The organism is Mycobacterium sp., from assembly GCF_052144515.1.
Lineage (GTDB): Bacteria > Actinomycetota > Actinomycetes > Mycobacteriales > Mycobacteriaceae > Mycobacterium.
In genome coordinates, this window is sequence record NZ_JBKQQD010000047.1 from 1 (window position 1) to 24,781 (window position 24,781).

Below are 24,781 nucleotides of genomic sequence, written 5' to 3' on the forward strand. Positions count from 1 at the left end.
GGCTCGGGTCATGCGAGCGCTGCAACTACGCCAAAGAAGCCGACGGCTGGCGGGTCAGCACCGGCATGGACGAAAATCACACGCACACAGCGCAATTCACTACACCGACGGGTAGGCGATACCGGTCGGGCGCCCCGCCGCGCGCGCCGGCGATCACGATCAGTGATGTCGAGGTCCGAGTCGGCATCGCGCTCGCGCGACACGCCGCCTAGCCCGAGTTGCGTCGACCGGTGGCATCGGCCGGCAACTAAGCCATACCGGACACGACATTCCCGGCCCAAACAGACACTGCCTAGACGAACGCCTCCACCGGCGGGCACGAGCAGACCAGGTTGCGGTCGCCATACGCCCCGTCGATGCGACGCACCGGCGGCCACACCTTGGGCCGGAACCCCTTCCCGAGCGGATAGGCGGCCTCTTCGCGGGTGTACGGGTGATCCCAGTCGGAAACCAGCAGGCACTCGGCGGTGTGCGGTGCGCCCCGCAGCGGGTTGTCTTCAACAGGCCACTCCCCTGCGCCGACCCGGTCGATCTCGCCGCGGATGGCGATCATGGCGTCACAGAACGCGTCGATTTCGGCCAGGCTCTCGCTCTCGGTGGGCTCCACCATCAGTGTGCCGGCCACCGGGAAGCTCATGGTCGGTGCGTGGAAGCCGTAGTCCGCCAGGCGTTTTGCGACATCGTCGACGGTCACGCCGGTGGACTTGGTAATCGGCCGCAGATCAAGGATGCATTCGTGGGCGACCATGCCGTTCTCGCCGGTGTAGAGCACCGGAAAGTACTCGTCGAGCCGACGGGCGATGTAGTTGGCCGAGGCGATCGCGGTCAGCGACGCCGCCCGCAGACCGTCGGCGCCCATCATCCGGATGTAGGCCCAGGTGATCGGCAGGATCGACGCCGACCCGTACGGCGCCGACGAGACCGGCCGGCCGTCGGGCAGCTCCGGCGCGTATGGGTGACCGGGCAGGAACGGAGCCAGATGCGAGCGCGCCGCCACCGGACCGACGCCCGGGCCGCCGCCGCCGTGCGGAATGCAGAACGTCTTGTGCAGGTTCAAGTGGCTGATGTCGCCGCCGAACTTCCCCGGCCGGGCCAGACCGACCAGCGCGTTAAGGTTGGCGCCGTCGATGTAGACCTGACCGCCGGCGTCGTGCACGGCCGCGCAGATGTCGGCGATGTCGTGCTCGTAGACGCCGTGCGTGGACGGGTAGGTGATCATCAGGGCCGCCAGCCGGTCCGCATGCTCGGCGACCTTGGCCCGCAGGTCGTCGAGGTCGACGTCGCCGTTGGCGCGGCAGGCCACCACGGCCACCCGCAGCCCGGCCAGCGCCGCCGAGGCCGCGTTGGTGCCGTGTGCGCTGGACGGGATTAGGCAGATGTCGCGGTGCGGCTCGCCCCGGCTTTCGTGGTAGTCGTGGATCGCCAGCAGGCCGGCATACTCGCCTTGCGAGCCGGCGTTGGGTTGCAGCGAGACGGCGTCGTAGCCCGTGATGTCCACCAGCCAGCCCTCCAGGTCGGCGATGAGCCGACGCAGCCCCGGGGTGTCGGCGATCGGGGCGAACGGATGCTGACGCGCGAATTCGGGCCAGGCGATCGGTTCCATCTCGGCCGCGGCGTTGAGTTTCATGGTGCACGAGCCGAGCGGAATCATGCTGCGGTCCAAGGCGATGTCCTTGTCCGCCAGCGCCCGCAGGTACCGCATCATCGACGTCTCGGTGCGGTATTGGGTGAATGCGGGGTGGGTGAGGAACTCCGAGGTGCGCATCGTGATATCGGTGCCGGCCGGGTCGGCGGGCGAGACCCCGAAGGCGTCCAGAACTGCCGCCACATGGGCGTCGGTGGTGGCTTCGTCGCAGGCCACCGACACATGATCGGCGTCGACGCGCCATAAGTTGATGCCCTGTGCCTTGGCCTTGGCCAGCACCTCGTCGGCACGTCCCGGCACGTGGGCCAGCACGCTGTCGAAGTACGTGTCGTGCACCAGCGCGTCGCCCAGTGCGGCGGCGATGGTCTCGGCATGGGAGTGCACGCGGCGGGCGATCGCGCTCAGCCCGTCGGCGCCGTGGTAGCTGGCGTACATCGCGGCCATCACCGCCAGCAACACCTGCGCGGTGCAGATGTTGCTGGTCGCCTTGTCGCGGCGGATGTGCTGCTCGCGAGTTTGCAGCGCGAGCCGGTAGGCCGGGGACCCGTCGGCATCCACGGACACGCCGACCAGCCGGCCCGGCAGCTGACGGGCATGCTTGGTGCGCACCGCCAGGTACCCGGCGTGTGGGCCGCCGAATCCCATTGGCACACCGAATCTTTGGGTGGTACCGAACGTGACGTCCGCGCCGATCTCGCCCGGCGGTGTGATCAGCGTCAGCGCCAACAGGTCGGCGCCGACGGCGACCAGTGCGCCGCGGTCATGCGCCTGGGACACCAAAGCCGACCAGTCCGTGATCCGGCCGCTGGCGCCGGGCAGCTGGGTGATGACGCCGAAGAATTCACCGTCGGGCAGGCCGTCACGCAGGTCGGCGGTAACGATTTCGATGCCGAACGGCTTGGCGCGGGTGGCCAGCACCGCCGCCGTCTGGGCGAAGACATCGGCGTCGACGGCCAGGCGGTTGGCACTGCTTTCGGCCGCGCGGCGTGACGCCGCGCGGTGCATCAACGTCATGGCCTCGGCGGCCGCGGTGCCCTCGTCGAGCATGGACGCGTTCGCGATCTCGAGGCCGGTGAGGTCGGTGACCATGGTCTGGAAGTTGAGCAGCGCTTCCAGCCGGCCCTGACTGATCTCGGGCTGATAAGGCGTGTAGGCGGTGTACCAGGCCGGGTTCTCCATGATGTTGCGCAGCAGCACCGGGGGTGTGAGCGTGTCGTAGTAGCCCTGCCCGATCATCGAGACCGCAGCGGTGTTGGAGTCGGCCAGCGCCCGCAGCTCGGCCAGCGCCTCGGCCTCGCCGGCGGCCGGCGGGAGCCGGTCCAGGCCCGGCGCTTCACCGGTGTCGGAGAGCTTGTCGAGGATGCCGGTCGGGACCGCCTTATCCGCCAGTGCGTCGAGCGAGTCGACTCCGATGACGCCAAGCATGGTGGCGACGGCCTGGCTATCCGGGCCGATGTGACGGTCTGCGAAGTTTGATTGGTCGGGCACTGGCGAACTCCTGACGGACTATTACAGGGGCAGAGGACTACTGGCCCTCTCCCTCTGTCTTCACCCATTCGCCGGGCGCCTGAGAGATTCAGCGCCCGTACTGCCCCGGTCGCCTTTCCCCATCGGCGGGCGTGGACCGTTACCGGTCGCCACCGCTTTCCAGAGGCATCGTTATCTCACGCGGTCCGGGTGCCTGAGAGGTTGACGGAGAGGTGTTGCTCCTTCGGCGTCTGTAGCTGGCCGCCACAGAACTCTCCCACGCGAGGGCGATGCATACCCGACTTTACCCGCGCACCCCGGTCCGGGGCGAACGCCAGGGATGGCGTGCCGTGTTAGCCGATCTTGCGGTCGCGATGCTTGCGACGGGAAGCCAGCTCGTCTTCCGGGGCGGCAATCGACTCGCCGCCGTCGGCGCGCTCACCGGCGAAGTCGGCGATGACGCCGGTCAGCTCGCGCATCGCGCCGGACACGGCGATGCCGAACACGCCCTGCCCGCCCTGCAGCAGGTCGACGACCTCTTCGGCCGACGTGCACTCGTACACCGTGGTGCCGTCGGAGAACAGGGTGATGTTGGCCAGGTCCTGGACGCCGCGCTGGCGCAGATGGTCAACGGCAACGCGGATGTTGTGCAGTGAGATACCGGTGTCGAGCAACCGCTTGACGATCTTGAGAACCAGGATGTCCTTGAACGAGTAGAGCCGCTGGCTGCCGGAGCCCGCCGCGCTGCGGATGGAGGGCACGACCAGCGAGGTGCGTGCCCAGTAGTCCAGCTGGCGATACGTGATTCCGGCGATTTGGCAGGCACTGGGCCCGCGGTAACCGACCAACTCGTCGGGCACGGAATCGTCGGGAAACAGACCCGGTTGCACGGGTGCGGTCGCCGCGGTGGGGCCACTGAGGCCACTATCACCCCTGTCACCACTGGTCGCGCCGTCCGCGTGGTCACCAAGGTCCAGTTGACCTTGACGTGGCTGCTCGCTCACGGTGGTTCCTCTCGCCGATCGCGCTGTGGTCGCTAGCTGCGTCTCTGGCTGCCTGGACAGCCACCCTTGGTCAGGCCCGAGTGTGAAAAGCTTACTGCTGTTCGATAGCCGCCGTGCCCTAAGTCGTCATCAAAGTATGGCCGCCGCCCGGTTCGGTATGGGGCTAACCGCCAGGCGTGTCGCATTCCGGTGCTATATGAGATGCATCCGTGATATTGACCTCCCCCGTAACACCTAAACCTCTCGCCGGGCTAGGGCTAAATTGCCCAGCTCCTCCCCACCCCGCTTCGCGGGCTGCATCGGCAGAATCCTCGGTCGGGCTAGGTGGCTTTGAAATCGTCGGGTGAGACGCTGTCGAGGAACTCCTTGAACTTCTCCACCTCGTCCTCGCGGACGGCGGTGCCGGCCTCTTCGTCGCCTTCGTCGGGGATCAGCAGGCCGGCCTGGGCCAGCACCGCCTCCTCGACGTAGATCGGGACGCCGACCCGCAGGGCGATCGCCACGGAGTCCGAGGGACGCGCCGACACTTTGATATCACGGTCAAAGATCAGATCGGCGTAGAAAGTGCCCTCCTGCAGATCCACGATCCTAACCTCTTTGAGCGAATGTCCAAGCGCGGCAATGAGATCCCTGATCAAATCATGCGTCAGCGGGCGGGGTGGCTCGACGCCTTGCTGCTCCAGCGCGATCGCGGCGGCCTCCGACTGGCCGATCCAGATCGGCAGGTACCGGTCACCGTTGGCTTCGCGCAGTAACAGCACCGGCTGGTTCTGCGGCTGCTCGACACGAATGCCGACAACACGAACTTCACCCATCTGTGTTTGCCCTCCGCCATGCTGCCGAACACCAAGCTGTCCAACGAAGTCTAATCCTCAGCGGTGCAGAACGTCGCGCACCGCAGACTTGATCAACGAGGTGTGCAAAGTGATGGCCAGGGCGGCGACTTCCCGCGCCAAGTCGTCGGCGCGGTCGCGGGCACCGGCCCTACCGGCTTTGACCAACGGCCCGGCGATCTGGGCGATCAGGTCGGACTGTCGGTCGGCCGCCGAGCGGAACGCCCTCAGATGGCGCGGTTCGACGCCGTACTCGGACAGCGCCCGCGCACATTGGAGAATCACGACCGCGTGTTCGTCAAAGAAACCCCCCGGCCCCGTGGTGATGACTCCCGCCCTGAGCAGCGCCGTCAGCAGGTTGTCGTCCACTCCCGAGCGCTCCAGGACGTCGTCCCGGCTCAGCCGGACGGGGGCGGGCGACACCGCCTTGAAATCGGATCCCGCGTCGGATCCGGCCTGGTACTCATCCCCGGTGTCCGCCACTGACACCAATCGCGGTACGCCATAAGGCGATCCGAACGGCGGTAGCTCACCGTCGGGCTGCGCGTCCAGCTGCGCGCGGATGACCTTCAGCGGCAGGTAGTGATCGCGCTGGGCGGTGAGGATGAAACGCAGCCGCGCGCAGTCGTACGCAGTGAATCTCCGATAGCCCGACGCGGCGCGCTGCGGCGTCACCAGCCCCTCCGCCTCTAGGAAGCGAATCTTGGAGATGGTGACATCGGGGAAATCCGGCCTCAACAGCTCGAGGACCCCCCCGATCGACATCCCGGCCAGTGCCGAGCTATCGGGTGCGCTCACTAGCCTCCGGTTCCCCCGTCGTCGTCGCCTTGCTTGGGTCCGGTCAAAAACACCAAGCGGAACTTGCCGATCTGCACTTCGTCACCGTTTGCCAACACAGCTGAATCCACCGGCTCGCGGTTGACGTAGGTGCCGTTGAGGCTGCCGACGTCGACGACGTGGAACTCGTTGCCTTCCAACCGGAATTCGGCGTGGCGACGACTCACGGTGACGTCATCGAGGAAGATGTCGCTGTCGGGGTGCCGGCCGGCGGACGTAATGGCCTGGTCGAGCAGGAAGCGCGACCCCGCGTTGGGTCCCCTTTTGACGACTAGCAACGCCGAGCCGGTCGGGAGTCCTTCGACCCCGGATACCGTGCTCTCGGTGCCCGCTTGTGCCGGGGCATCCAGTTCGTTGAGGAAGTCGGCGCGAAAGACCGAGGTCGTCTCCACCGTGACTTCATCAGAAGTCTGGTCTTGCGAACTTCCTGAGTCCATGTCCGTCACCCGCTGCTCCTTCTGGCCGCTGTGGCGTTGTCTAACCGGGCCGCTCGGCCGGCTTCATACTAGATTCTCCGCCTTGTTTTACCGATTACTACCGTCTCAACCTTCCCAATGCTCTCTGAAGCCCAACAAAGCCTCCTAAAGCCTCCTAAAGCCTCCTAAAGCCTCCCAAGCCGGTGTGTTGACCGTACCGCGCACCGGCCCGCATTGTGCCCCCACCGCAGGATGAGCCGGGATGGTCCATGGCCCGCATCGGCGCGGCGCTGGCAGGCACCTTAGCAACCGTCATTCGGTCAGAGTGCCGCGGTAGGCCTCAGCGTCGAGCAACTCCGCAACCGTCGACTCCAAAGCGGCCACGTCGGAGGCCTGGACATCCACCAGCCAGCCCGCACCGTACGGGTCGGAGTTCACCAGCTGCGGGCTGCCGTCCAGATCGCTGTTGACGGCCAAGACCTTGCCCGAGACCGGCGCGTAGAGGTCCGACACCGACTTCGTCGATTCCACCTCGCCGAAGGACTCGCCCGCGGCCACCTCGCTGCCGACGTCGGGCAGCTGAACAAAGACGACGTCACCCAGCGCCGACTGCGCGAAATCGGTGATCCCGATGCGCACGGTGGTCTCCCCGCTGCGGCGAACCCACTCGTGTTCGGCGGTGTAGTGCAGATCGGCGGGGATGTCGCTCACGATGATCCTGTTCTGGTGTTGTGGTCGGGCTGGTTCACTTGACGGGCTGAGCGTATTGGTGCTGTTTCGGTTGCCGCAAGGTGGTCACGTCCACCCTGTCGGCCTGTTGCACGTTCATGCGCGCACCCACGCGTTTGACGCTGTCCTCCGCGCCGCCGGGAATGTTCATTGCGGCGGACAGGGTCGGCGGATCACCAATCGCCAGAATCGAATACGGCGGCGACAGTGTCTGGTTGTCGATGGTCAGTGAGCCGGGGACGCCGACCACCCAGGTATCGACGCCGACGCGCACAGAATCGCGCGCATCGTTGATCTCGATCGCCTCGGCACCCGCGGCACGCAACTCGTTGATCACGTCGAGCATCGCTTCCGGTGCCACCCCGGGTCCGGGATCGTCGATCGTCAACGTGACACCACGCCCGGTGGCGCCCACCGCACCGACGAGGATGGACAGCGCAGCCAACCTGGCCTGAGCGCTCTGGATGGCGGCCTGATCGGTGTTGCCCGAGGCTTGCAGGGAGTTCAGCGTGTTCTGCAGGTCGGTCACCTCGCTGTTCAGCGTGGCTTCGCGCTGCCGCAGCGAATCCAGCAGCACCAACAGATCCGCCGGACGGGCGGTTTCCAGCGAATCACCGGACCTCGTCTGGCGGGCCTGGGTGACGATGGCGATCCCCAGGACCAGGCACAACACGATCGCCAGCGCTCCGAACGCCAACCGGGATCGCCCGCCCCGCAGCAGTCCGGACAGCCTGCCCGCGTGTACCGGCCCGACCTCCGGCCGCGGAAGGTCGGCGGGCAGCTCGTGACGGCCGTGCTCTGGGAGGTCTTGGCTCTCGCTCATCTCGTCTCCGTCATGCCCCGAACAGCCGGCGCCGTAGTGCGGCCGCATTGCCGAAGATGCGGATACCCAGGACGACGATGATCGCGGTGGACAACTGCGTGCCAACCCCCAGCTGGTCGCCGACGTAGACGATGAGGGAGGCCACCAGCACGTTGAACACGAACGACACGACGAAGACCTTCGGGTCGAAGATCCGCTCGAGGTAGGCGCGCAGCCCGCCGAACACCGCGTCGAGGGCGGCGACCACCGCGATCGGCAGGTAGGGCTGGATGGCCTCGGGCACGCTGGGGTGGAAAACCAAACCCAGCACGATGCCGATGGCAAGCGCCGCGATACCGATCATGCCGCGGGGACTTCTTTCACTAGGGCCCAATCTGTTTGGCGAACTTGACATCCCGGACTGCGCCGGCCGGCAGTGAAAGGCCGTCGGAAACGTTGACGGTGACGCCGACACCGTAGGAGACCTCCAGCAGCCGTAGACGCTGCAGACCGGGGCTGTGGTCGAAGACGTCTCGCATCGCGTGCGGCGGCCCGACGGCCAGGATCGTGTAGGGGCTGCCGGTGGGGTTGTTGTCGACCAGGATCGCGCCGCCGGCCTGCCGGATGGTCACGTTCGGCCCGATCCGGGCGCCGCCGACCGAGATGGCCTCGGCGCCACTGGCCCACAATGAGTTGACGACGAGCTGCAGGTCGCGGTCCAGAATGATTTGCCGGCTGCCGTTGACCCGCTGCTTGGACACGTCGGACAGATTCGGGCTAACGCCGGGATCGGTGATGGTCACCGTCAGGCCCGGCCCGATGACGGCGGTGCTAGCCGCCGCGAGGCTGAGCGCGTCGAGGCGGGTCAGCAGGCGCTGCCCTTCGGCGTCGCTGGCGAGTGCGCGCCGTTGGACGTCGTCGAGTTGCCTGGTGAGCACGCTGCGCCGTTGGGCCAACTTGGTGGCAGAGGCTTCGGTTGACCGCACGCTGGTTGCCAGCAGCTGCTGGGCGGTGCGCACCCCGGGCGCAACCGAGCGGGCCTGCGCGACCGCGGCGGCGAACACCGCGGCGACCAGCGTCGCGGCCAGGGCCTGCCAGAACCAGCCGAAAACGCGGGCCCCCGTGCTCGGCGGTGTGGTCGAGCGTGCGGCGGCTGCCGCGGCGTAACCGGGGTCCAGGTGTTCCGACAGCAGCGCGCGCAGCAATGAGGGCACCGGGATGTGCTTGGGCCGCGTCGCGTGGGCGCTGTATCCGGCGTTGGGGTCATAGCCGCCGAGCGGCCGGTCGGGTTCAGCCATGTTTACCTGCTTTGGGGGCGAGCCGCTGATCGGCCTTGCTGAGCTTGGGCATTTGGCGCACCACCAGCGTTATCTGCACCGCGTAGAGCACGAACGCCCACAGGTACATGTACATACCCCAGATCAAAAACCCCCACCCGAAGTCCCCCACCACCCGGCTCCACAGCGCGGGCCACTGTCCCAGCAGCACCAGCGGAAAGCCTGACATCAACGCGAACGTCGCGGCCTTGCCGACGTAGGTCACCGGCAGCGCCGACAGTCCGCGACTGCGCAGCAGCGGCAGCGTCGCAGCCAGCAGCGCGTCGCGCGCCAGCAGGGTGATGACGAACCACCACGGCACGATCCCGCGCACCGCCATCGCGACGGGAACCGCAACCATGTAGAGGCGATCGACGGCCGGGTCCAGCAGGACCCCTAACCGCGAGGACTGGTTCAACGACCGGGCGATCTTGCCGTCGGCCCAGTCGGAGGCGCCGCTGAACATCAGGATCGCCACCGCCCAGCCCTCGGCGTGCGCGACCAGCAGCACGTAGATAAAGACCGGGATGAGCGCCAAGCGGACGGCGCTGAGCAAGTTGGGTACGGTCAGCACCCGATCTGGTGGAAGCTCGGCCTCCATGAGCCGTGACCTTAACGCGGGAAGGATGTGGTCCGCACTTGGGACCAAGGGGGACCAAGCGGACCACGGCTCAGCGGAACACCCCGGGCAGGCTCAGGGTGGACAGCGTGTCATCGGAAAGCGGGTTGTCGTTGACCATGTAGGTCCACGTCGACGTCGGCCGCGCCAGTTTGGACAGATCCAGCCCCTGCTCCTCTTCGAGGACGTTCGCGGTTTCGAACGTCTGCTGGGCCGCCTCGATCGCATCCGCCGCCAGCGACGCGAACGCGTCGACGGCCAACCGGTGAAACTCGTCGAGTGGGTTTTGCCGACCCAGCGCCCGCAAATGGATGCTCTCGCGGATGTCGGCCAGATAGGCCAGATGATCGGCCCAGCCCCGATCGAGGTGGTACAGCATGATCTGCCGGCAGATCGTCTCGAGGCGATCCTCGGAGGCGTCCTTGGACATTGCCTGAGCCAACTCGTCGTAGCGGTCCGGCGCCAGTTCGGCCAGTTCCTCGCGCGCGGTTGCGGTGCGCAGCAACGTGTTTCGCCGGTCGACGATGATGGCGCGTTGCTGAGCGATCAGCTGGTTGTAGCGCCACGTGTTCGCGTGCACATCCAACAGCCGGCCCTCGGCGACGCGCTGCGCGTGGTCGAGCAGGCCGCTGGTCTTGGGGCTGACGATCCGGCCGTCCTCGTCGGTTTCCATGGGCAGTTTGTTGCGCTCGAGGTTGGCCGCGACGACGTCGTCCTCCCAACTCGAGAAGAACACCGACGACCCCGGATCGCCCTGGCGACCCGCCCGGCCGCGCAGTTGGTTGTCCAGGCGCTGGGTGTGATGGCGGCCCGTGCCGACCACGTGCAGGCCGCCCAGTTCGGCGACCCTGTCGTGATCGGACTCGTCGGACCCGCCGAGCCGGATGTCGGTGCCGCGCCCGGCCATCTGAGTGGACACCGTGACCGTGCCATGAGTGCCGGCCTCGGCGATCACCTGCGCCTCCTCGGCGTCGTTCTTCGCGTTGAGCACAACTGCGGGTACGCCGCGGCGCACTAGTCGCTCGTGTAGCTCCTCGGACTCGGCGACGTCTCGCGTGCCGACGAGCACCGGCTGGCCGGTCTTGTGCACCTCGGCGATGTGATCGACGATCGCGTCGTTCTTGGCGGCGGCGGTGATGTAGACCCGGTCGGATTCGTCCTCGCGAATGTTGGGGGTGTTCGGCGGTATCGGTGACACACCGAGCTTGTAGAACTGGCGCAGCTGCTCACCGGCGGCCAGCGCGGTGCCCGTCATTCCGCACACGGTGGCGTAGCGGTTGATCAGCGCCTGCACCGTGATGGTGTCGAGCACCTCACCGGTCTCGGTGGTCTCGATGCCCTCCTTGGCCTCGACGGCGGCCTGCAGGCCGTCCGGCCAGCGCTGCAGTTGCGCGATGCGGCCACGCGAGGCGTTGATCAGGTGCACCGCGTCGTCGCGGACGATGTAGTGCACGTCGCGCTGCAACAGGACATGCGCGTGCAGCGCGACGTTGACCTCGGTCAGTGTGGTGCCGACGTGTTCTTCGGAGTACAGGTCGATGCCGCCGAGCGCCTTTTCCACCTTGCGCGCGCCGACCTCGGTCAAATGCACGTTGCGGCTGTCGGAGTCGGTGTCGTAATCGCTGCCGGCGACCAGCTCACCGACCAGGGTGATGATCTCCAGCCGAGGCGTCTCGCGGTGGGTGGTCCCCGCCAGCACCAGCGGGACCAGCGCCTCGTCGACCAGCACGGAGTCAGCCTCATCGATAAGGGCCACATCGGGATTGGGCGACACCAGGTCGGCGACGTCGGTGACCAGCTGATCGCGCAGCACGTCGAAGCCGATCTCGTTGACCGAGGCGTAGGTGACGTCGCAGCCGTAGGCGGCCCGGCGTTCCTCGCTCGTCGACTCCGCGGTGATCCAGCCGACCGTCAGGCCCAGCGACTCGATCAGCGGCCCCATCCACTCCGCGTCGCGGTGGGCCAGGTAGTCGTTGATGGTCACGACGTGCACGTGCCGACCGGCCAGCGCGTAGCCGGCGGCCGCGATGGCCCCGGCGAGAGTCTTGCCCTCACCGGTCGCCATCTCGATAACGTCACCGGCAAGCATGCGCAGGGCCCCGAGCAGCTGCACGTCAAATGGACGGAGCGCGGTCGCTCTTTCGCCCGCCTCCCGGGCAATCGCAAGGAACTGCGGGATGTCTTCGGACTCGGCGAGGTCTTCGAGCTTGAGCAGTCCGGCCGCCTTGCGCAGCTTCTCGTCGTTGAGGTCGGCGGCTTCCTCGTTGTACTCCTCCGAGGCGGTGACCTGGGTGAGGGAACGGCTCTGGTTCTTCTCGGTGCTGGCGCCGAGCAATCGCCAAAATCGGCCGCTCAGACGGCCGGGTTGCGCACGGGTGGTCTTGGGCACAGGTCAACGGTACGCGACCGCGTACCCGGCGCGAGCGTGCGTGTTTGTGCGTGACACGCCGGGCACGGGCGTGCAAATGCGCACGTTCGCGGCTCGTCAGGCCAGGTTCGACCGGCGTGGGTAGACGACGTTCGGGTCGGTGAGCACGTTGACGACGGCGGGTAGCCCACTGGCGAAGGCACGCCCGAGTGCGGGGCGCAGCTCGGCCGGGGTGGATACCAGCTCGCCATGGCCTCCCAGGGCGCGCACGACCTCGTCGTAGCGGGTGCCCGGGCGCAGCTCGGCGACCACCGAATAGCCGTACAGGGCCTCCATGGGGTGCTTTTCCAGCGCCCAGATTCCGTTGTTGCCGATCACCGAGACGACCGGCACGTTGTGCCGGACCAGGGTGTCCCATTCCATGCCGCTGAAGCCGAATGCGCCGTCGCCCTGCAGCAGGACGACCTGACGGTCGGGCCGGGCGAGTTTGGCGGCCAACGCGTAGCCGGGCCCCGAACCGAGGCAGCCGAACGGCCCGCTATCCAGCCAGCAGCCCGGCAGATAACTGTCGATCACCCGGCCGGCGTAGGAACCGAAATCCCCGCCGTCGATGACGACGATGGCGTCGCGGTCCAGCATCGGCGCCAGTTCCGCATATACCCGCATCGGATGCAGCGGGGTCCGGTCGTCGGCCAGCTCGGCTCTCTCGAGGTCGCGTGCCGCGGTCTCGGCCGTCCGCAGCTCCTCGATCCAGTCTTGATGGTCGGTCCCACCCGTTCCTGCCAGCGCCGAGAGGGTCGCCGTCAGGTCCCCGTAGAGTCCGGCCGCGACGGGCCGCGGATGCTCGCGATCCGGGATGACACGGTCGGCCACGATGAGCTGGGTCTGCGACCCGAACACCTTGCCGAAGCCCAGCCGGAAATCCATCGGCACCCCGATCACCACGGCAACGTCGGCCTCGCCCAACGCTTTTGAGCGCGCGCGAGAGAAGGCCAGCGGGTGGTCGGCGGGCACCGCACCGCGAGCCATCCCGTTCATCAGCACCGGGATCCGCCGTTGCTCGGCCAGGCGCAGCAACGCGCCCTCCCCGCGTCCCCACCACACGTTGGTTCCCGCCATGATCACCGGGCGCTGCGCCGCGGACAGCAGCTCGCAAGCCCGGTCCAAGGCGTCGGGGTCGGCGCCCGGCGAGGGCGGCAGGTCGTCCAGGGCGCCGGGTCGGCCGTCATCGTCCGACGTGGAAAAGACGTGGGAAAACACGTGGTCCATCGGGAAGTCGACGAAACCGACGCCCGAGGGGGCGCCCACCGTCGCCCGCAATGCTTCGTCGACAAGCCGACCCGCGGCCTCGGCCGACTGCGCGGTCGCCGCGAAGCGGGCCAGCGGTGCCACGAACGGCACGTGGTCGATCTCCTGTAGCGACCCCATGCCCCAGCGCAGCGCCGGGGCCCGGCCGCCGAGAACGAGCAGCGGAGAGGAGTTCTGCTGCGCGGCGGCCATCGCGCTCATCCCGTTGGTGACGCCTGGACCTGCCGTCAGCGCGGCCACCCCCGGCACCCGGGTCACCTTCGACCAGCCTTCGGCGGCGAAGGTGGCGGTCTGCTCGTGGCGGGTGTCGATCAGCCGGATGCCCTCGCTGCGGCAGCCGTCGTAGATGGAGAACAAGTGGCCGCCGGACAGGGTGAACACCGTGTCGATGCCGCTGGCCCGCAGTCGCCGCGCGATCAACTGGCCGGCATGCACGGTCTGGGTGGAGGGAGCTTCGAGACTCATATCCGGAGCCTATCCACCACCTTCGGGTACCTTCGCCGACAGGGATTTCTGATGAGGCGCCGGCGGGGCGCCTCGAGGGCAAGGAGACGTGAAAGTGGAGCCGAAGCCGTTCAAACCGTCCATCAAATGGTCGGCGGCCTTCCACGATTCCGTGCTGTGGTCGGCAAAAGCGTGGGCGATCAGCGCCGTGGTCGTCCTCGTCGTGCTGGTGCTGATTCGGTACTTCACCGTCTGGGGCCGGCAGTACTGGCGGATCACCGGTGCCTACTTCACTGGGCGGCGAGCCGTGCCGGTGTGGCTGATGTTCGGCGTGTTGCTGTTCTCGGTCATCGTCGCGGTGCGGCTCAACGTGTTGTTCAGCTACCAGAGCAACGACCTGTACACGGCGCTGCAGACGGCGTTCGAAGGCATCGCCGTGGGCAACGACGAGGTCAAAAACTCAGGGATCCATGGCTTTTGGATGTCGCTCGCGATCTTCTGCTTCTTGGCGAGCTTGTTCATCGGCCGAGTGGTGCTCGACATCTATCTGACCCAGCGCTTCATCATCGCGTGGCGGGTGTGGCTCACCGGACACCTCACCGACGACTGGCTGGACGGCAGGGCCTACTACCGGGATCTTTTCATCGACAACACCATCGACAACCCCGACCAGCGCATTCAACAAGACGTCGACATCTTCACCACCGGCGCGGGCGCCACCCCGAACATCCCGTCCAACGGTACGACGTCCACGTTGTTGTTAGGCGCGGTCCATGCCGTGGTGTCGGTGATCTCCTTCACCGCGATCCTGTGGAAGCTCTCGGGGCACCTGAACATCCTCGGCTTCCAGTTGCCGCGCGCGTTGTTCTGGATCGTCCTGCTCTACGTGCTGGTCGCGACGGTCGTCGCGTTCTGGCTGGGGCGCCCGCTGATCTGGCTCAGCTTTAGCAACGAGAAGCTCAATGCCGCATTTCGTTATGCCCTGGTGCGGTTGCGCGACGCCGCGGAGGCGGTGGGCTTCTACCGCGGTGAAAGAGTGGAGCGGCTGCAACTGTGGCAGCGCTTCACCCCGATCATCGACAACTACCGCCGCTTTGTGCGACGCACCATCGTGTTCAACGGATGGAACTGGACGATGACTCAGATCATCGTCCCACTGCCCTGGATCGTTCAGGCACCACGGTTGTTCGCCGGGGAGGTCCAGTTCGGTGACGTGGGCCAGTCGGTGACCGCCTTCGGCAACATCCACGAATCGCTGTCGTTCTTCCGCAACAACTACGACGCGTTCGCGGCGTTCCGTGCGGCGATCATCCGGTTACACGGGCTGGTGGACGCCAACGAGCAGGGCCGCCAATTGCCGAAGGTGGCAACCGCGCCCACCGATGACGGCTCGGTGCGACTCGACGGCATCGAGGTGCGCACACCGACAGGTGAGCAGTTGATCCATCCACTCGACCTGCAGTTGAACAGCGGTGACTCGCTGGTGGTCGTCGGCCCGTCGGGCGTTGGCAAGACAACGCTGCTGCGCAGCCTGGCGGAATTGTGGCCGTTCGCGTCGGGCACACTGCGCAGGCCCGACGGCGACAACCAGACGATGTTCCTGTCGCAGCTGCCCTACGTGCCGCTGGGTGATCTGCGCGGCGTCGTCTCCTACCCGAACGAACCCGGCGATATTTCCGATGACACCCTGCGCGAGACCCTGACCAAGGTGGCGCTGGCCCCGTTGGGCGACCGGCTCGACGAGGAAGAGGACTGGGCCAAGGTGCTCTCCCCGGGTGAACAGCAGCGCATCGCCTTTGCCCGCATTCTGCTGACCAAACCGCGGGCGGTCTTCCTCGACGAGGCCACCTCCGCGCTGGACCCCGGGCTGGAATACGCGCTCTACCAGCTGGTGCGCACCGAACTGCCCGACTGCGTCGTGGTCAGCGTCAGCCACCGGCCGACGGTCGAACAGCACCACGAGCACATTCTGGAATTGCTCGGCGAAGGCCAGTGGCGGTTGGGCCGGGTGGAAGCGGCGCCGGCGCGGGTCTAGCCTCTCGCGTTCGCTGCCGCGTGCGCTCCGGCGCGGCGCCCGAAGAACGACCCTTCGCCCAACTGGGTGCCGCTGGCGTATCCCTTGCCGTCCTCGGCGATATTGGACGCACACGCCCCGACCGCGTACAGGCCGGGCACCACCGTGTCGTCCTCGCGGAGCACCTGACCATCGACCGACGTGGCCAGTCCGCCCAGGGTGAATCCGGCATACATCGCCTTGCCCAGTGACATGTCGAACGCGCCCCATGGCCCTTTGTCTTGCGACGCAAGGAATTCCGGCTGCTTGTGGAAGTCAGGGTCCTCGCCGAGCGCGGCGTGCGTGTTGTAGCGGTCCAGCGTCGCGGCCAGGTTGCCCTCCGGGATGCCAAGCGCGGCTTCCATTTCGGCGACCGTTTCCCAGCCGTCGATCAGCGGGACCAGTGGCATCGTGGGATGTTCCAGGTGCGCCTCGTCGACGATCAAGAACGCCGCGCTGTCAGGCTGATCCATGATGAAACCCGCGGTCCGGGAATGGTAGGAGTCTTCGGCGACGAACCGCTTGCCGAGCTTGTTGACGATGATCCCGGTGAGCAGGATCGACGGCGGGTACGGCGGCGCCGTGATGAAGGCCTGATCCATGTGCTGGGTGGCGCCGCCGGCCGAGACCCCCAGCCGGATGCCCAGGCCGTCGTCATACGTGTTGCCGAGCACGAACGGCTTCTCGGCCAGCTTCGGGGTGTACTTGGCCACCATCTCCGGGTTCATCACGAATCCCCCGGCGGCAATGATCACCGACTTTGCTTTGATCGCCCCGACTTCGGCGAACCGCTTCCACAGCACGCCGCTCACCGCACCCGAACCGGCGCCCCCATCTTCCAAGATGAGCTCGGTGGCCCCGGTCTCGTAACGCACTTGCACGCCCAGGCTCGCGGCTCGCTTGAGCAGCAGGTCGATCACCATGCTGGCCCCGCCGGTGTCCCCGGGTACCGGCACCTTGTGCCCCCGCGGCGCCGGCACCGCCATCTCGAGGAACGGCCACACTTTCTCGTTGCCGGTGAACATCAACCCCTCGGTGTTGGGCTGGATCACCGCCTTCCCGGGGAAGTAGCTGCGCTCGAATTGGAAGCCCAGATCTTCCAGCCAATCGAAATGCTCGACACTGCCCTCGCAATAGGCGCGAATCTTGGCATGGTCAGGCTGCTGCGAAACCGCGACCAGGTACTTGTACATCTCCTCGGGCGAGTCGGGGTGACCCGTCGCCTGCTGCACCGCGGTCCCGCCGCCCAGGTAAAAGTGCCCTCCGGCAAGCGACGTGGTGCCGCCCGCCGCGGCAGCGCGCTCGAGCACCAGCACCCGCGCGCCCGCCCCTATTTCCTGGGCGGCGCTGACCGCCGCGCAACCACCGCCGATGCCGAAACCGATCACCACTACGTCGACGTCATCCGACCAGGACGTCACTGTGTCCGCGCCGACCGTCTCCGGTATGTCGGTGTTCACCGCTGCTCCTGTTTGATGTAGTCGTAGAAAGCCCGCATCTCCGGCGGGATGTATGCGATCTCGATGAACGGCACCCCGGCCTGCGGTGCCGACACGTAGGCGAATTGGATTCCGCCGGGCATGACGCCCTGCTGCACAACCGGGGCGCCACGATCGGCGGCGTCGGCCAGTGCCGCGTCGAACTGCTCCGGACTTTCGGCCTCCATGCAGATGTGATGCAAACCTGGCCCGGCGTCGGCCAGAAAGTCACTATAGACATTCTCCCCGCTGACCGGCTGGATCAGCTCCAGCTGCATGTCCCCGAGATAGCTCAGCGAGATGCTCGCCAGGAAATCGGCCGGCTTTCCGTGATAGCTGCAGGCGCCCGGAGCAAAGTGCACGTCGGGTATCCGCACCCACTTTCGGACACCTAAGAGGCCGGTGAGGGCCGTTTCGGTGGCATCCAGGTCCGGGGTGACCCAGGCAATCTGTATCGGCGACTGAACGGTCAGGTTCATCGTTTCGCAGGATAGCCCAGGCTGCCGGCTGGCAGAAAGACGGAGCGGAAGCCAAAATAAACTTTGCCGTGATCAGCCGGATCGGGTCGGGAGAAGCCGAGTGAACACGTTCTAATTCGGCCCTCGATCCTGGGTCAGCACGTCTATGAGCAGCCGCACCTGGGTGTCGAACACCGTGTTCGGATCGGTGAGTGTGTCGGCACCGTACTGTCCGAACACCTCCAGGCTGATCGCACCCACGACACCGGCCCACAGCAGGAAGCACTTGGCGACGACGCGATCGTCGCCGGGGAAGCCGAACTCCTGGCGAATCCGTTCGAAGTCCGATGACATGGGTTGCGGGGCAACATCATTGGTCAGTCTGATGTCTCCGGTGGCGATTCCGGCCGCGATCGCGTCGAAGAGCGCTCCCACCACGCGGGTGCCGACTCCGACGGTGCGTTCCGGCGGTGCGTGGTACCCGGGCACCGGGCTGCCGTACAGCAGGGCCCAGCCGGCGGGGTGCGCGACGGCCCATCCCCGCGCCGCGCGCGCGATCGCGATGACGTCATCGCTCCATAGGTCGGTTACGGTGTCGCGGGCCCGGTCCACGGTGTCGGCCAGCTCCGAATAGGCGTCGACCAGCAGCAAGGTCAGCAGCTCGTCGCGGCTGGAGACATACCGGTACACGGCCGAAGACACCATGCCCAGGTCGCGGGCTATCGCGCGCAGCGACAATCCGGCTGCGCCGTGACCCACCAGCTGGCGGCGGCCCAGTTCGACGATCTTGGCCTCGATCTGCGCCCGCGACTCCTGGCGTTTGCCCACGCGGCCAGTCTGGCACAACCGAGATCACCGCTCTTGCTTTTTGCTCAGGGCTGTGGCACGGTGGTCAACATAGAGAGCGCCGCTCTCGTAAGTACCGGCCGAGAGGATGCAGCATGTCCACGCGATACGACGAACCCGGGCGGGCCGCGCAGGCCGCTAACCGGGTGATCCGGTGGCTGGCCGAACTGGGCATCAGCATCGCCGGGACACGGGCGCTGCGCGTCCGCGGCCGCAAGACCGGCAAGCAGCGCGGCGTGGTGATCAACCTGCTCACCGTCGACGGCGTGGACTACGTCGTCTCACCGCGCGGGAACACCCAGTGGGCGCGCAACGTCAGGGCCGCCGGCGTCGTTGAGATCGGTCCACGCTGGCCCAAATTCAGAAGCCACAGTAGCGGCATTACCGAGGTGAGCGATGCCGCCAAGCCCGAACTCCTGAGGCGCTATCTGGCCAGGTGGTACTGGCAGGTCAAGGATTACGTCGCAGGGTTGACGCCGGAATCAACCGATGAGCAACTGCTCGCCGCGGCGCCATCGATCCCGGTGTTCGAGCTCGCACCGTCCCGCTGATCGGCGGGTCCTAACGAGGGTTCGTCGCCGCCCCGCCGAGATCCTGGCGAACCTCGTCGGTGGTGGCCCGCCACGACACCGCGGCCGGAAATTCCCCCCACACGCTGTTGAAAATCCCCACGAGCTGCCCGGGGCCGCCATTGGGCGCCAGGTACACCGGTCCGCCCGAGTCGCCTTTTTGGCTCTGCACGCCGTGGGACATGGTGAACCACCCATTGTTGACGCTCTCCACGGTTCCGCAGGTCTCACCGGTGATGACGCCGAAGTGGCAAATTGCTTGGCCGGGCGCAATCGCCACGGCCGGGTTTGATTCCAGTCGGCGCCCGCCCGGCAGAACGTCGCTCACTGCGACGTGATCGTCCAGCACGATCGCCTCGTAGTCGGAGATCAACTGATCGGTGGCCACCGTCGTGCCGCTGGGTGTGTTGTCCCGAAACGTCGCCAGGCGACCGATCAAGTGGTGGTCCCTGTCGGTGACGACGGGCCCGCCGCCTCGGCAATGCCCCGCCGTGAACGCGATCCTGGTCGCCGGGTCCACGTAGCCCAAGGTGCAGACGCGGTTGTCCTGGTGGATTTCCATGCCCGGAAAGACCAGCGTGGGATCCGCGCTGGCGGAGACGGGCGACAGCCCTGCCGCGAGCGCGGCAGCCGAAGCCGACGCGGCAAAGGCGCGCACCGTCAGGCGACGCATCATGGACTCCGATCCGTCGAGGCCGGCGCAAGCACCGGCCGCAGCTTTAGGTTACGGCCTGAACATCCCCTGTTGAGTCTTTCGCGCGGTCTGGTGCCGGCGTTACCGCGCCGTTACCACCGGGACGGCGCCGTCGGCCTGCCCGGCCCCGCGCGGCTGCCACCCCGGGGGTCCGAAGACGTAGCCCAACCGGTCGCGCAGGCGCGTCGCCGATCGCCAGTCGCGGGCCATCGCCACGTACTCGCGGGTCTGCAGCTTCCAGATGTTGAAGGTGTCGACCTTCTTGGTCAGGCCGTAATGCGGGCGGAACAGCTCGGGCTGAAAGCTGCCGAACAGCCGGTCCCAGAGGATGAGAATGCCGCCGTAATTTTTGTCCAGGTACAGCTGGTCCATCCCGTGGTGCACCCGGTGGTGCGACGGCGTGTTGAGGACGAATTCGAAGGGCCGCGGCAGTTTGTCGACCCGCTCGGTGTGCACCCAGAACTGGTAGATCAGGTTCAGCGACCAGCTGAAATACACCATCCAGGGGGGAAGCCCCAACAGCGGCAACGGAGCCCACATCAAGATCTCGCCGCTGTTGTTCCATTTCTGGCGCACCGCGGTGGCGAAGTTGTAGTACTCGCTGGAGTGGTGGGCCTGATGCGTCGCCCAGATTAGCCGGACCCGGTGAGCCATGCGGTGATAGCCGTAGTACAGCAGGTCGACGCCGAGAAGCGCGATCACCCAGGTGTACCACTTGGTGGGCGAAAGGTGCCAGGGCGCCACGTACGCGTAGATCGCGGTGTAACCCAGCAGGGCCAGTGCCTTCCAGCCGGCACTGGTGGCTATCGAGACCAGTCCCATCGAGATGCTCGCCCAGGCATCGCGGGTGAGATACGCGCCCGAAGGTGCCCGCGCCGTACCTGACTCCTCGGCCTCGATGCGTTCCAGCTTGCGGGCCGCCGTCCACTCCAGGATCAGGAGCAAGAGGAAAAACGGGATGGCGAACAGGACCGGGTCGCGTATCTGCTCGGGCAGCCCGAACCAGAAACCTGTCACCGCGTTCACACAAAACAGACTACGACGCGGCCCTCACCAGCGGGCCGACCCTTGGGTACAGACTATGAAGCGATGCCAGCAACAAATCGAGGGATGCTCAAGCTCAGTGCCACGCAGCGGCTGCTGCGTGCCACCGGTGTCCGGAATCGGCTCTTTCCGGTTACGAAGCTGGACCGCTGGGCGGCCCACCCGCGTCCGCCTTACACCGGCCGGCCGCCGAAGCGCGTGTTGAAGAGGATCGACGTCACCCGGGCGGACCTCAACGGCCGTCCGGTCTATCAGGTCAGCCCGCGACTGGTTGGCGGCGAGATCACCGGCCACCTGCTCTATCTGCACGGCGGGGCCTACGTGCTGGACCTGCTGCCGTATTTCCACTGGCCGGCCATCGCGAAGCTGGCGATCGCTCTTCGGCGGACCGTGAGCGTGCCGATCTACCCCATCGTCCCCGAGCACACCTACCGCGAGGTGTTCCCGTTCCTGCTGCAGGTGTACCGCCGCGAGCCGGAAACCCGCGATCCGAATTCGATTGCCTTCATGGGTGATTCGGCCGGGGGCGGGATGGCCTGTGCGCTGTGTCACGCGGTGCGAGACGCCGGCCTGGCGGCGCCGACCGACGCCGTGCTGCTCTCTCCGTGGATGCACCTCGCGCTGCCGGACCCGGACGTGCCGGTCGTCGCCAAGATCGACCCGTTTCTCAACCCGGAGGACCTGCGCGCCGCGGGCATCCGTTACGCCGGCGGCGATTCACTGGATACTCCCCTGCTCAGCCCTAGCGTGGGACCGCTGACCGGTCTGCCGCGGCTGACCGTTTTCACCGGGACCCACGACGTGCTCAACCCCGATGCCCGCGCGTTCCGCAAGCGAGCGGCGGCCGAAGGCCTCGACATCGGCTGGTACGAACTCGAAGGGGGTGTGCACGCGTGGATGCTGCTGCCCGGTCGGGACGCGGCCGACGCGCTGGAACAGATCACCGAGGTGTTGAGCGGTTGACCTCCGTGGTGGTGATCGGCTCCGGATTCGCGGGCCTGTGGGCGGCGCTCGGCGCAGCCCGGCGACTCGACGAGCTCGGTGTGCCGGCGGGCGCCGTCGACATCACCGTGTTGAGCGCCAAGCCTTTTCATGACATCCGGGTCCGCAACTACGAGGCCGATTTGAGCGCCGGCCGCATCCCGCTCGCCGATCTGCTCGACCCCGTCGGAGTCGCGCACGTCGCCACCGAGGTGACCGCGATCGACACCGGTGCGCGCACCCTCACGACGTCAAGCGGTGCGACGTACGGCTATGACCGACTGGTGCTCGCGTCCGGCAGTCAGGTAGTTATGCCCGCGGTTCCGGGCCTGCGGGAGTTCGGTTTTGATGTCGACACCCATGACGGCGCCGTTACGCTGCAGGACCATCTGCGGGAGCTTGCGGGCGGGTCGCCCGGGACATCGCAGCCGTCGGCCGCCACGGTCGTCGTGGCCGGTGCCGGGCTGACCGGCATCGAGACGGCTTGCGAGCTGCCGACGAGGTTGCGGACGTTGTTCGGCCGCGACGGCCGAGTTGTATTGGTCGACCGCAACCCTTTTGTGGGCTCCGATATGGGCGTGTCCGCACGGCCGGTGATCGAACGGGCGTTGGCGGACAACTGTGTTGAGATCAGGACTTCAGTCAGCGTCGATGCGGTCAGCGGGGATGGCGTGTCGCTGTCGTCGGGCGAGCGGCTGCGGGCGGCCACGGTGGTGTGGTGTGCCGGCATGCGGGCCAGTCCGCTGACCGAGCAGCTCCCGGTGGCGCACGACCGGCTGGGCCGGGTGCCGGTCGACGACCATCTGCGGGTGATCGGGGTGCCGTCGATATTCGCAGCGGGAGACGTGGCCGCCGCCCGCATGGACGACGAACACCTGTCGGTGATGTCGTGTCAGCACGGCCGCCCGATGGGCCGCTACGCCGGCTACAACGTCATCAGCGACCTGTTCGGCGAGCCGATACTGACCCTTCGGATCCCTTGGTATGTCACGGTTCTCGATCTCGGCCCGGCCGGCGCGGTCTACACCGAGGGGTGGGACCGGGTGGTGGTGGCGGACGGGGCGAGGGCCAAGGCGACCAAGCAAACGATCAATACCCGGCGGATCTATCCACCGTTGACCGGCAACCGCGCCGACCTGCTGGCCGCCGCCGCGCCGGAGCTGCAGCCCCGTCCCTAGCGGCGTCCGTCTGACTGCGCTTCGTCGCCGGCATACCACTGCACCGCGCGAACTCCCGGCTGCAGCGACAGCTCGGCTACCAACCGCTCAAGCCTGGCTGGAGCATCGCCGTTCATGAGTAGGTGTGCGGTCAAAGTGATCTCGTCGTCGCCGGCGCGCCCGGTGTGGATTCCGCGCAGCGTGATGTCGTTGCCGCCGGCGTGCTGGATGATCTGGGCGCGTGCGTATTGTTCGTGTTTCGGGCGGCAGACTACCTGCAGCAAGTACGGCTGCAGGCTTTCGTCGTCGTCGCCCGTGTTGTCGCGGTCGATCAGCCGACCCAGCGGGCGCCCGAACACGTGGATGCCGATGACGGTGCCGGTGCCGATCAACGCGAAAAGCAGGTTCCCCGAAGCGGCCAGCACACCTATCGCCGCGGAGCACCACAAGGTGGCCGCCGTGTTGAGGCCCCGGACGTTGACCCCTTCGCGCAGGATCACCCCACCGCCGAGGAAGCCGATACCGGACACGACATAGGACGCAACCCTGGTGGGGCTGCTGTCCGTGGTCGCGGCCGCGTACAGCACGAACAAGGTCGCGCCGGCGGCCACTAATGCGTTGGTGCGCAGACCGGCCCTGCGTGCTCGCCACTGCCGCTCCAGGCCGATCAGGGCGCCGCAGCCGACCCCGACGGCGAGTCGGATCGCGAAATCGGCGACGCTCAGCGTTTGCATGACGCCGCACTCCCTTCCGACCGCAGGACTTTCTGCATCAATCCGGACGATTTTGATACCGCCCCCCGCGCGGTGCTGGCCGGCGGCAGCTAACCACGTCTAGGTAAACGACAGGTAGCCCGCGGCCAAACTGGCTGCATTGCCGTTACCCCCGCGAACGCCTCGCGCAATCTGACGGCTGGGCTCCAGACCTACTGAACTAGCCTGCGCGAGTTATTGCGCTGGGGGCCGCACTATGACTGTTTGGCGAGTTGCGGACAGTAATACTTCGCTGAGATCGCCACGAACAGGGCCGCGTGGTCCATGGTCAATCCGGGATTGCTGTTCTGCAAGTCGTGGATTAGCTCCGGGCCCGATTTGCCGCTACCCATCGACCCGCACACCCCTTTGGCAAATGCTATGGCTTTATCTGAACTGGTGTAGTTGAGGCCCGCATCGCGCACAGTCGCCAGGAAGCCCGCGTCATCGAAGCCGTCGTCCGGATTGCCATACGCGGGCGCGGCGAGGCCGATCATGGTGGAAACGCCGAGTAGCGCTACTAGCAGTCTCATAACTCCCACGTTGACCCCACAAGCTTGGCTGTGACTTGACAAGCGCGACTTTTGCTCTTCTGTCAAGCCTTGGAGAGGTGTTGGGGGCAGTAGTATTTCGCTGCAATCAAGGCGAACTGGGATGCGCGCTCCATATCGAGTCCGGGATTGTGGGTCTTCACGTCGTGGACTAGCTCCAAGCCCGATTCGCCGTTATTCAAGCACGCGCACACCGCTTTGCCGGACGCGATGGCTTGAGCTGGGTTGCTGTAGCCCAGGTCGGCTTGTTGCAGAGCAGCGAGGAAGCCTGCGTCGTCACCGCTGATGTCATCCCCGTCGCCATACGCAGGCGCGGCGAAACCGATCATGGCGGAAACGCCGAGTATCGCAATTAGCAGTCTCATAACTCACCATTCTTTCATGCCGAGGCGATCATTGCAGCTTTCGTA

24 protein-coding genes, 1 pseudogene and 2 riboswitches are annotated in these 24,781 nt (G+C 66.7%); of the genes and pseudogenes, 5 read left to right on the plus strand and 20 right to left on the minus strand.

The genetic code is table 11. The features are described from left to right. Positions 1-212: pseudogene (locus tag ACLP9N_RS02255) on the plus strand (HNH endonuclease); the annotation flags it as partial. A gap of 80 nt (positions 213-292) precedes the next feature. Here ACLP9N_RS02255 and gcvP read toward each other — a convergent pair. From gcvP to ACLP9N_RS02315, 12 genes are all read right to left on the minus strand, one after another. After that, positions 293-3,133: an aminomethyl-transferring glycine dehydrogenase gene (gcvP, locus tag ACLP9N_RS02260; protein ID WP_442405868.1), complete on the minus strand. Its 2,841-nt coding sequence runs from the start codon at positions 3,131-3,133 to the stop codon at positions 293-295. Positions 3,134-3,177: 44 nt separating this feature from the next. Then, positions 3,178-3,302, minus strand: a riboswitch (glycine riboswitch). Positions 3,303-3,304: 2 nt separating this feature from the next. Further along, positions 3,305-3,402, minus strand: a riboswitch (glycine riboswitch). Between the two features lie 63 nt (positions 3,403-3,465). Further along, positions 3,466-4,116, minus strand: coding sequence for a MerR family transcriptional regulator (locus ACLP9N_RS02265; protein WP_442405869.1), 651 nt, complete (start codon positions 4,114-4,116; stop codon positions 3,466-3,468). A 320-nt stretch (positions 4,117-4,436) separates the two neighbouring features. After that, a complete protein-coding gene (locus ACLP9N_RS02270) occupies positions 4,437-4,931 on the minus strand; it encodes a bifunctional nuclease family protein (protein ID WP_442405870.1) in 495 nt (164 codons plus the stop codon). A gap of 57 nt (positions 4,932-4,988) precedes the next feature. Next, positions 4,989-5,747: a transcriptional regulator FtsR gene (gene ftsR / locus ACLP9N_RS02275; RefSeq protein WP_442405871.1), complete on the minus strand. Its 759-nt coding sequence runs from the start codon at positions 5,745-5,747 to the stop codon at positions 4,989-4,991. After that, positions 5,747-6,223, minus strand: coding sequence for a glycogen accumulation regulator GarA (garA, locus tag ACLP9N_RS02280; protein ID WP_442405904.1), 477 nt, complete (start codon positions 6,221-6,223; stop codon positions 5,747-5,749). Before garA ends, ftsR begins: the two co-directional genes overlap by 1 nt. Positions 6,224-6,514: 291 nt before the next feature. Next, positions 6,515-6,913 (minus strand): glycine cleavage system protein GcvH, encoded by a 399-nt coding sequence (gene gcvH, locus ACLP9N_RS02285; RefSeq protein WP_442405872.1) that lies wholly within the window; start codon positions 6,911-6,913, stop codon positions 6,515-6,517. Positions 6,914-6,947: 34 nt separating this feature from the next. Continuing rightward, entirely contained in the window at positions 6,948-7,754 is an 807-nt protein-coding gene (locus tag ACLP9N_RS02290; RefSeq protein WP_442405873.1) for a DUF881 domain-containing protein, read from the minus strand. Positions 7,755-7,764: 10 nt separating this feature from the next. Beyond that, the gene (locus ACLP9N_RS02295) at positions 7,765-8,097 is read right to left on the minus strand and encodes a small basic family protein (RefSeq protein ID WP_442405874.1); all 333 of its coding nucleotides are present in this window, start codon (positions 8,095-8,097) and stop codon (positions 7,765-7,767) included. 19 nt (positions 8,098-8,116) lie between these two features. Further along, a complete protein-coding gene (locus ACLP9N_RS02300; protein ID WP_442405875.1) occupies positions 8,117-9,031 on the minus strand; it encodes a DUF881 domain-containing protein in 915 nt (304 codons plus the stop codon). Next, a complete protein-coding gene (locus ACLP9N_RS02305) occupies positions 9,024-9,650 on the minus strand; it encodes a CDP-alcohol phosphatidyltransferase family protein (protein WP_442405876.1) in 627 nt (208 codons plus the stop codon). The genes ACLP9N_RS02300 and ACLP9N_RS02305 overlap by 8 nt, the downstream gene beginning before the upstream one ends. Positions 9,651-9,720: 70 nt before the next feature. Next, on the minus strand, positions 9,721-12,057 hold the full coding sequence (gene secA2 / locus ACLP9N_RS02310; protein ID WP_442405877.1) for an accessory Sec system translocase SecA2: 2,337 nt from the start codon (positions 12,055-12,057) through the stop codon (positions 9,721-9,723). A 96-nt stretch (positions 12,058-12,153) separates the two neighbouring features. After that, the gene (locus ACLP9N_RS02315) at positions 12,154-13,809 is read right to left on the minus strand and encodes an acetolactate synthase (protein ID WP_442405878.1); all 1,656 of its coding nucleotides are present in this window, start codon (positions 13,807-13,809) and stop codon (positions 12,154-12,156) included. A 94-nt stretch (positions 13,810-13,903) separates the two neighbouring features. Between ACLP9N_RS02315 and ACLP9N_RS02320 the strand changes: the two genes are divergently transcribed. Further along, positions 13,904-15,823 (plus strand): ABC transporter ATP-binding protein/permease, encoded by a 1,920-nt coding sequence (locus ACLP9N_RS02320; RefSeq protein ID WP_442405879.1) that lies wholly within the window; start codon positions 13,904-13,906, stop codon positions 15,821-15,823. On the opposite strand, the gene ACLP9N_RS02325 is transcribed toward ACLP9N_RS02320, so the two are convergent. From ACLP9N_RS02325 to ACLP9N_RS02335, 3 genes are all read right to left on the minus strand, one after another. Then, positions 15,820-17,301, minus strand: a complete 1,482-nt coding sequence (locus ACLP9N_RS02325; RefSeq protein ID WP_442405880.1) for an FAD-binding protein — start codon at positions 17,299-17,301, stop codon at positions 15,820-15,822. The two genes, ACLP9N_RS02320 and ACLP9N_RS02325, sit on opposite strands and share 4 nt — an antisense overlap. Continuing rightward, positions 17,298-17,798 (minus strand): VOC family protein, encoded by a 501-nt coding sequence (locus ACLP9N_RS02330; protein ID WP_442405881.1) that lies wholly within the window; start codon positions 17,796-17,798, stop codon positions 17,298-17,300. The genes ACLP9N_RS02325 and ACLP9N_RS02330 overlap by 4 nt, the downstream gene beginning before the upstream one ends. A 111-nt stretch (positions 17,799-17,909) precedes the next feature. Further along, positions 17,910-18,605, minus strand: a complete 696-nt coding sequence (locus ACLP9N_RS02335) for a TetR/AcrR family transcriptional regulator (RefSeq protein ID WP_442405882.1) — start codon at positions 18,603-18,605, stop codon at positions 17,910-17,912. Between the two features lie 113 nt (positions 18,606-18,718). Here ACLP9N_RS02335 and ACLP9N_RS02340 point away from each other — a divergent pair, with 113 nt between their 5' ends. Continuing rightward, positions 18,719-19,174, plus strand: a complete 456-nt coding sequence (locus tag ACLP9N_RS02340) for a nitroreductase/quinone reductase family protein (protein ID WP_442405883.1) — start codon at positions 18,719-18,721, stop codon at positions 19,172-19,174. Positions 19,175-19,184: 10 nt separating this feature from the next. Here the strand turns inward: ACLP9N_RS02340 and ACLP9N_RS02345 are convergent, their stop codons facing one another. Both ACLP9N_RS02345 and ACLP9N_RS02350 read right to left on the minus strand, forming a co-directional pair. Then, entirely contained in the window at positions 19,185-19,868 is a 684-nt protein-coding gene (locus ACLP9N_RS02345; protein ID WP_442405884.1) for an Rv1815 family serine proteinase, read from the minus strand. A 99-nt stretch (positions 19,869-19,967) separates the two neighbouring features. Continuing rightward, the gene (locus ACLP9N_RS02350) at positions 19,968-20,912 is read right to left on the minus strand and encodes a sterol desaturase family protein (RefSeq protein WP_442405885.1); all 945 of its coding nucleotides are present in this window, start codon (positions 20,910-20,912) and stop codon (positions 19,968-19,970) included. Between the two features lie 63 nt (positions 20,913-20,975). Between ACLP9N_RS02350 and ACLP9N_RS02355 the strand changes: the two genes are divergently transcribed. Together ACLP9N_RS02355 and ACLP9N_RS02360 are read left to right on the plus strand one after the other, a co-directional pair. Then, positions 20,976-21,893 (plus strand): alpha/beta hydrolase fold domain-containing protein, encoded by a 918-nt coding sequence (locus ACLP9N_RS02355; protein ID WP_442405886.1) that lies wholly within the window; start codon positions 20,976-20,978, stop codon positions 21,891-21,893. Next, on the plus strand, positions 21,890-23,089 hold the full coding sequence (locus ACLP9N_RS02360; protein WP_442405887.1) for an NAD(P)/FAD-dependent oxidoreductase: 1,200 nt from the start codon (positions 21,890-21,892) through the stop codon (positions 23,087-23,089). Before ACLP9N_RS02355 ends, ACLP9N_RS02360 begins: the two co-directional genes overlap by 4 nt. Here ACLP9N_RS02360 and ACLP9N_RS02365 read toward each other — a convergent pair. The 3 genes from ACLP9N_RS02365 to ACLP9N_RS02375 form a co-directional block, all read right to left on the minus strand. Then, on the minus strand, positions 23,086-23,802 hold the full coding sequence (locus ACLP9N_RS02365; protein WP_442405888.1) for an MgtC/SapB family protein: 717 nt from the start codon (positions 23,800-23,802) through the stop codon (positions 23,086-23,088). The genes ACLP9N_RS02360 and ACLP9N_RS02365 overlap by 4 nt on opposite strands. Before the next feature lie 233 nt (positions 23,803-24,035). Next, positions 24,036-24,353, minus strand: a complete 318-nt coding sequence (locus ACLP9N_RS02370; protein WP_442405889.1) for a DUF732 domain-containing protein — start codon at positions 24,351-24,353, stop codon at positions 24,036-24,038. Positions 24,354-24,415: 62 nt separating this feature from the next. Beyond that, complete coding sequence (locus ACLP9N_RS02375) at positions 24,416-24,736, minus strand: DUF732 domain-containing protein (protein ID WP_442405890.1); 321 nt, start codon at positions 24,734-24,736, stop codon at positions 24,416-24,418. Positions 24,737-24,781: the final 45 nt, after the last annotated feature.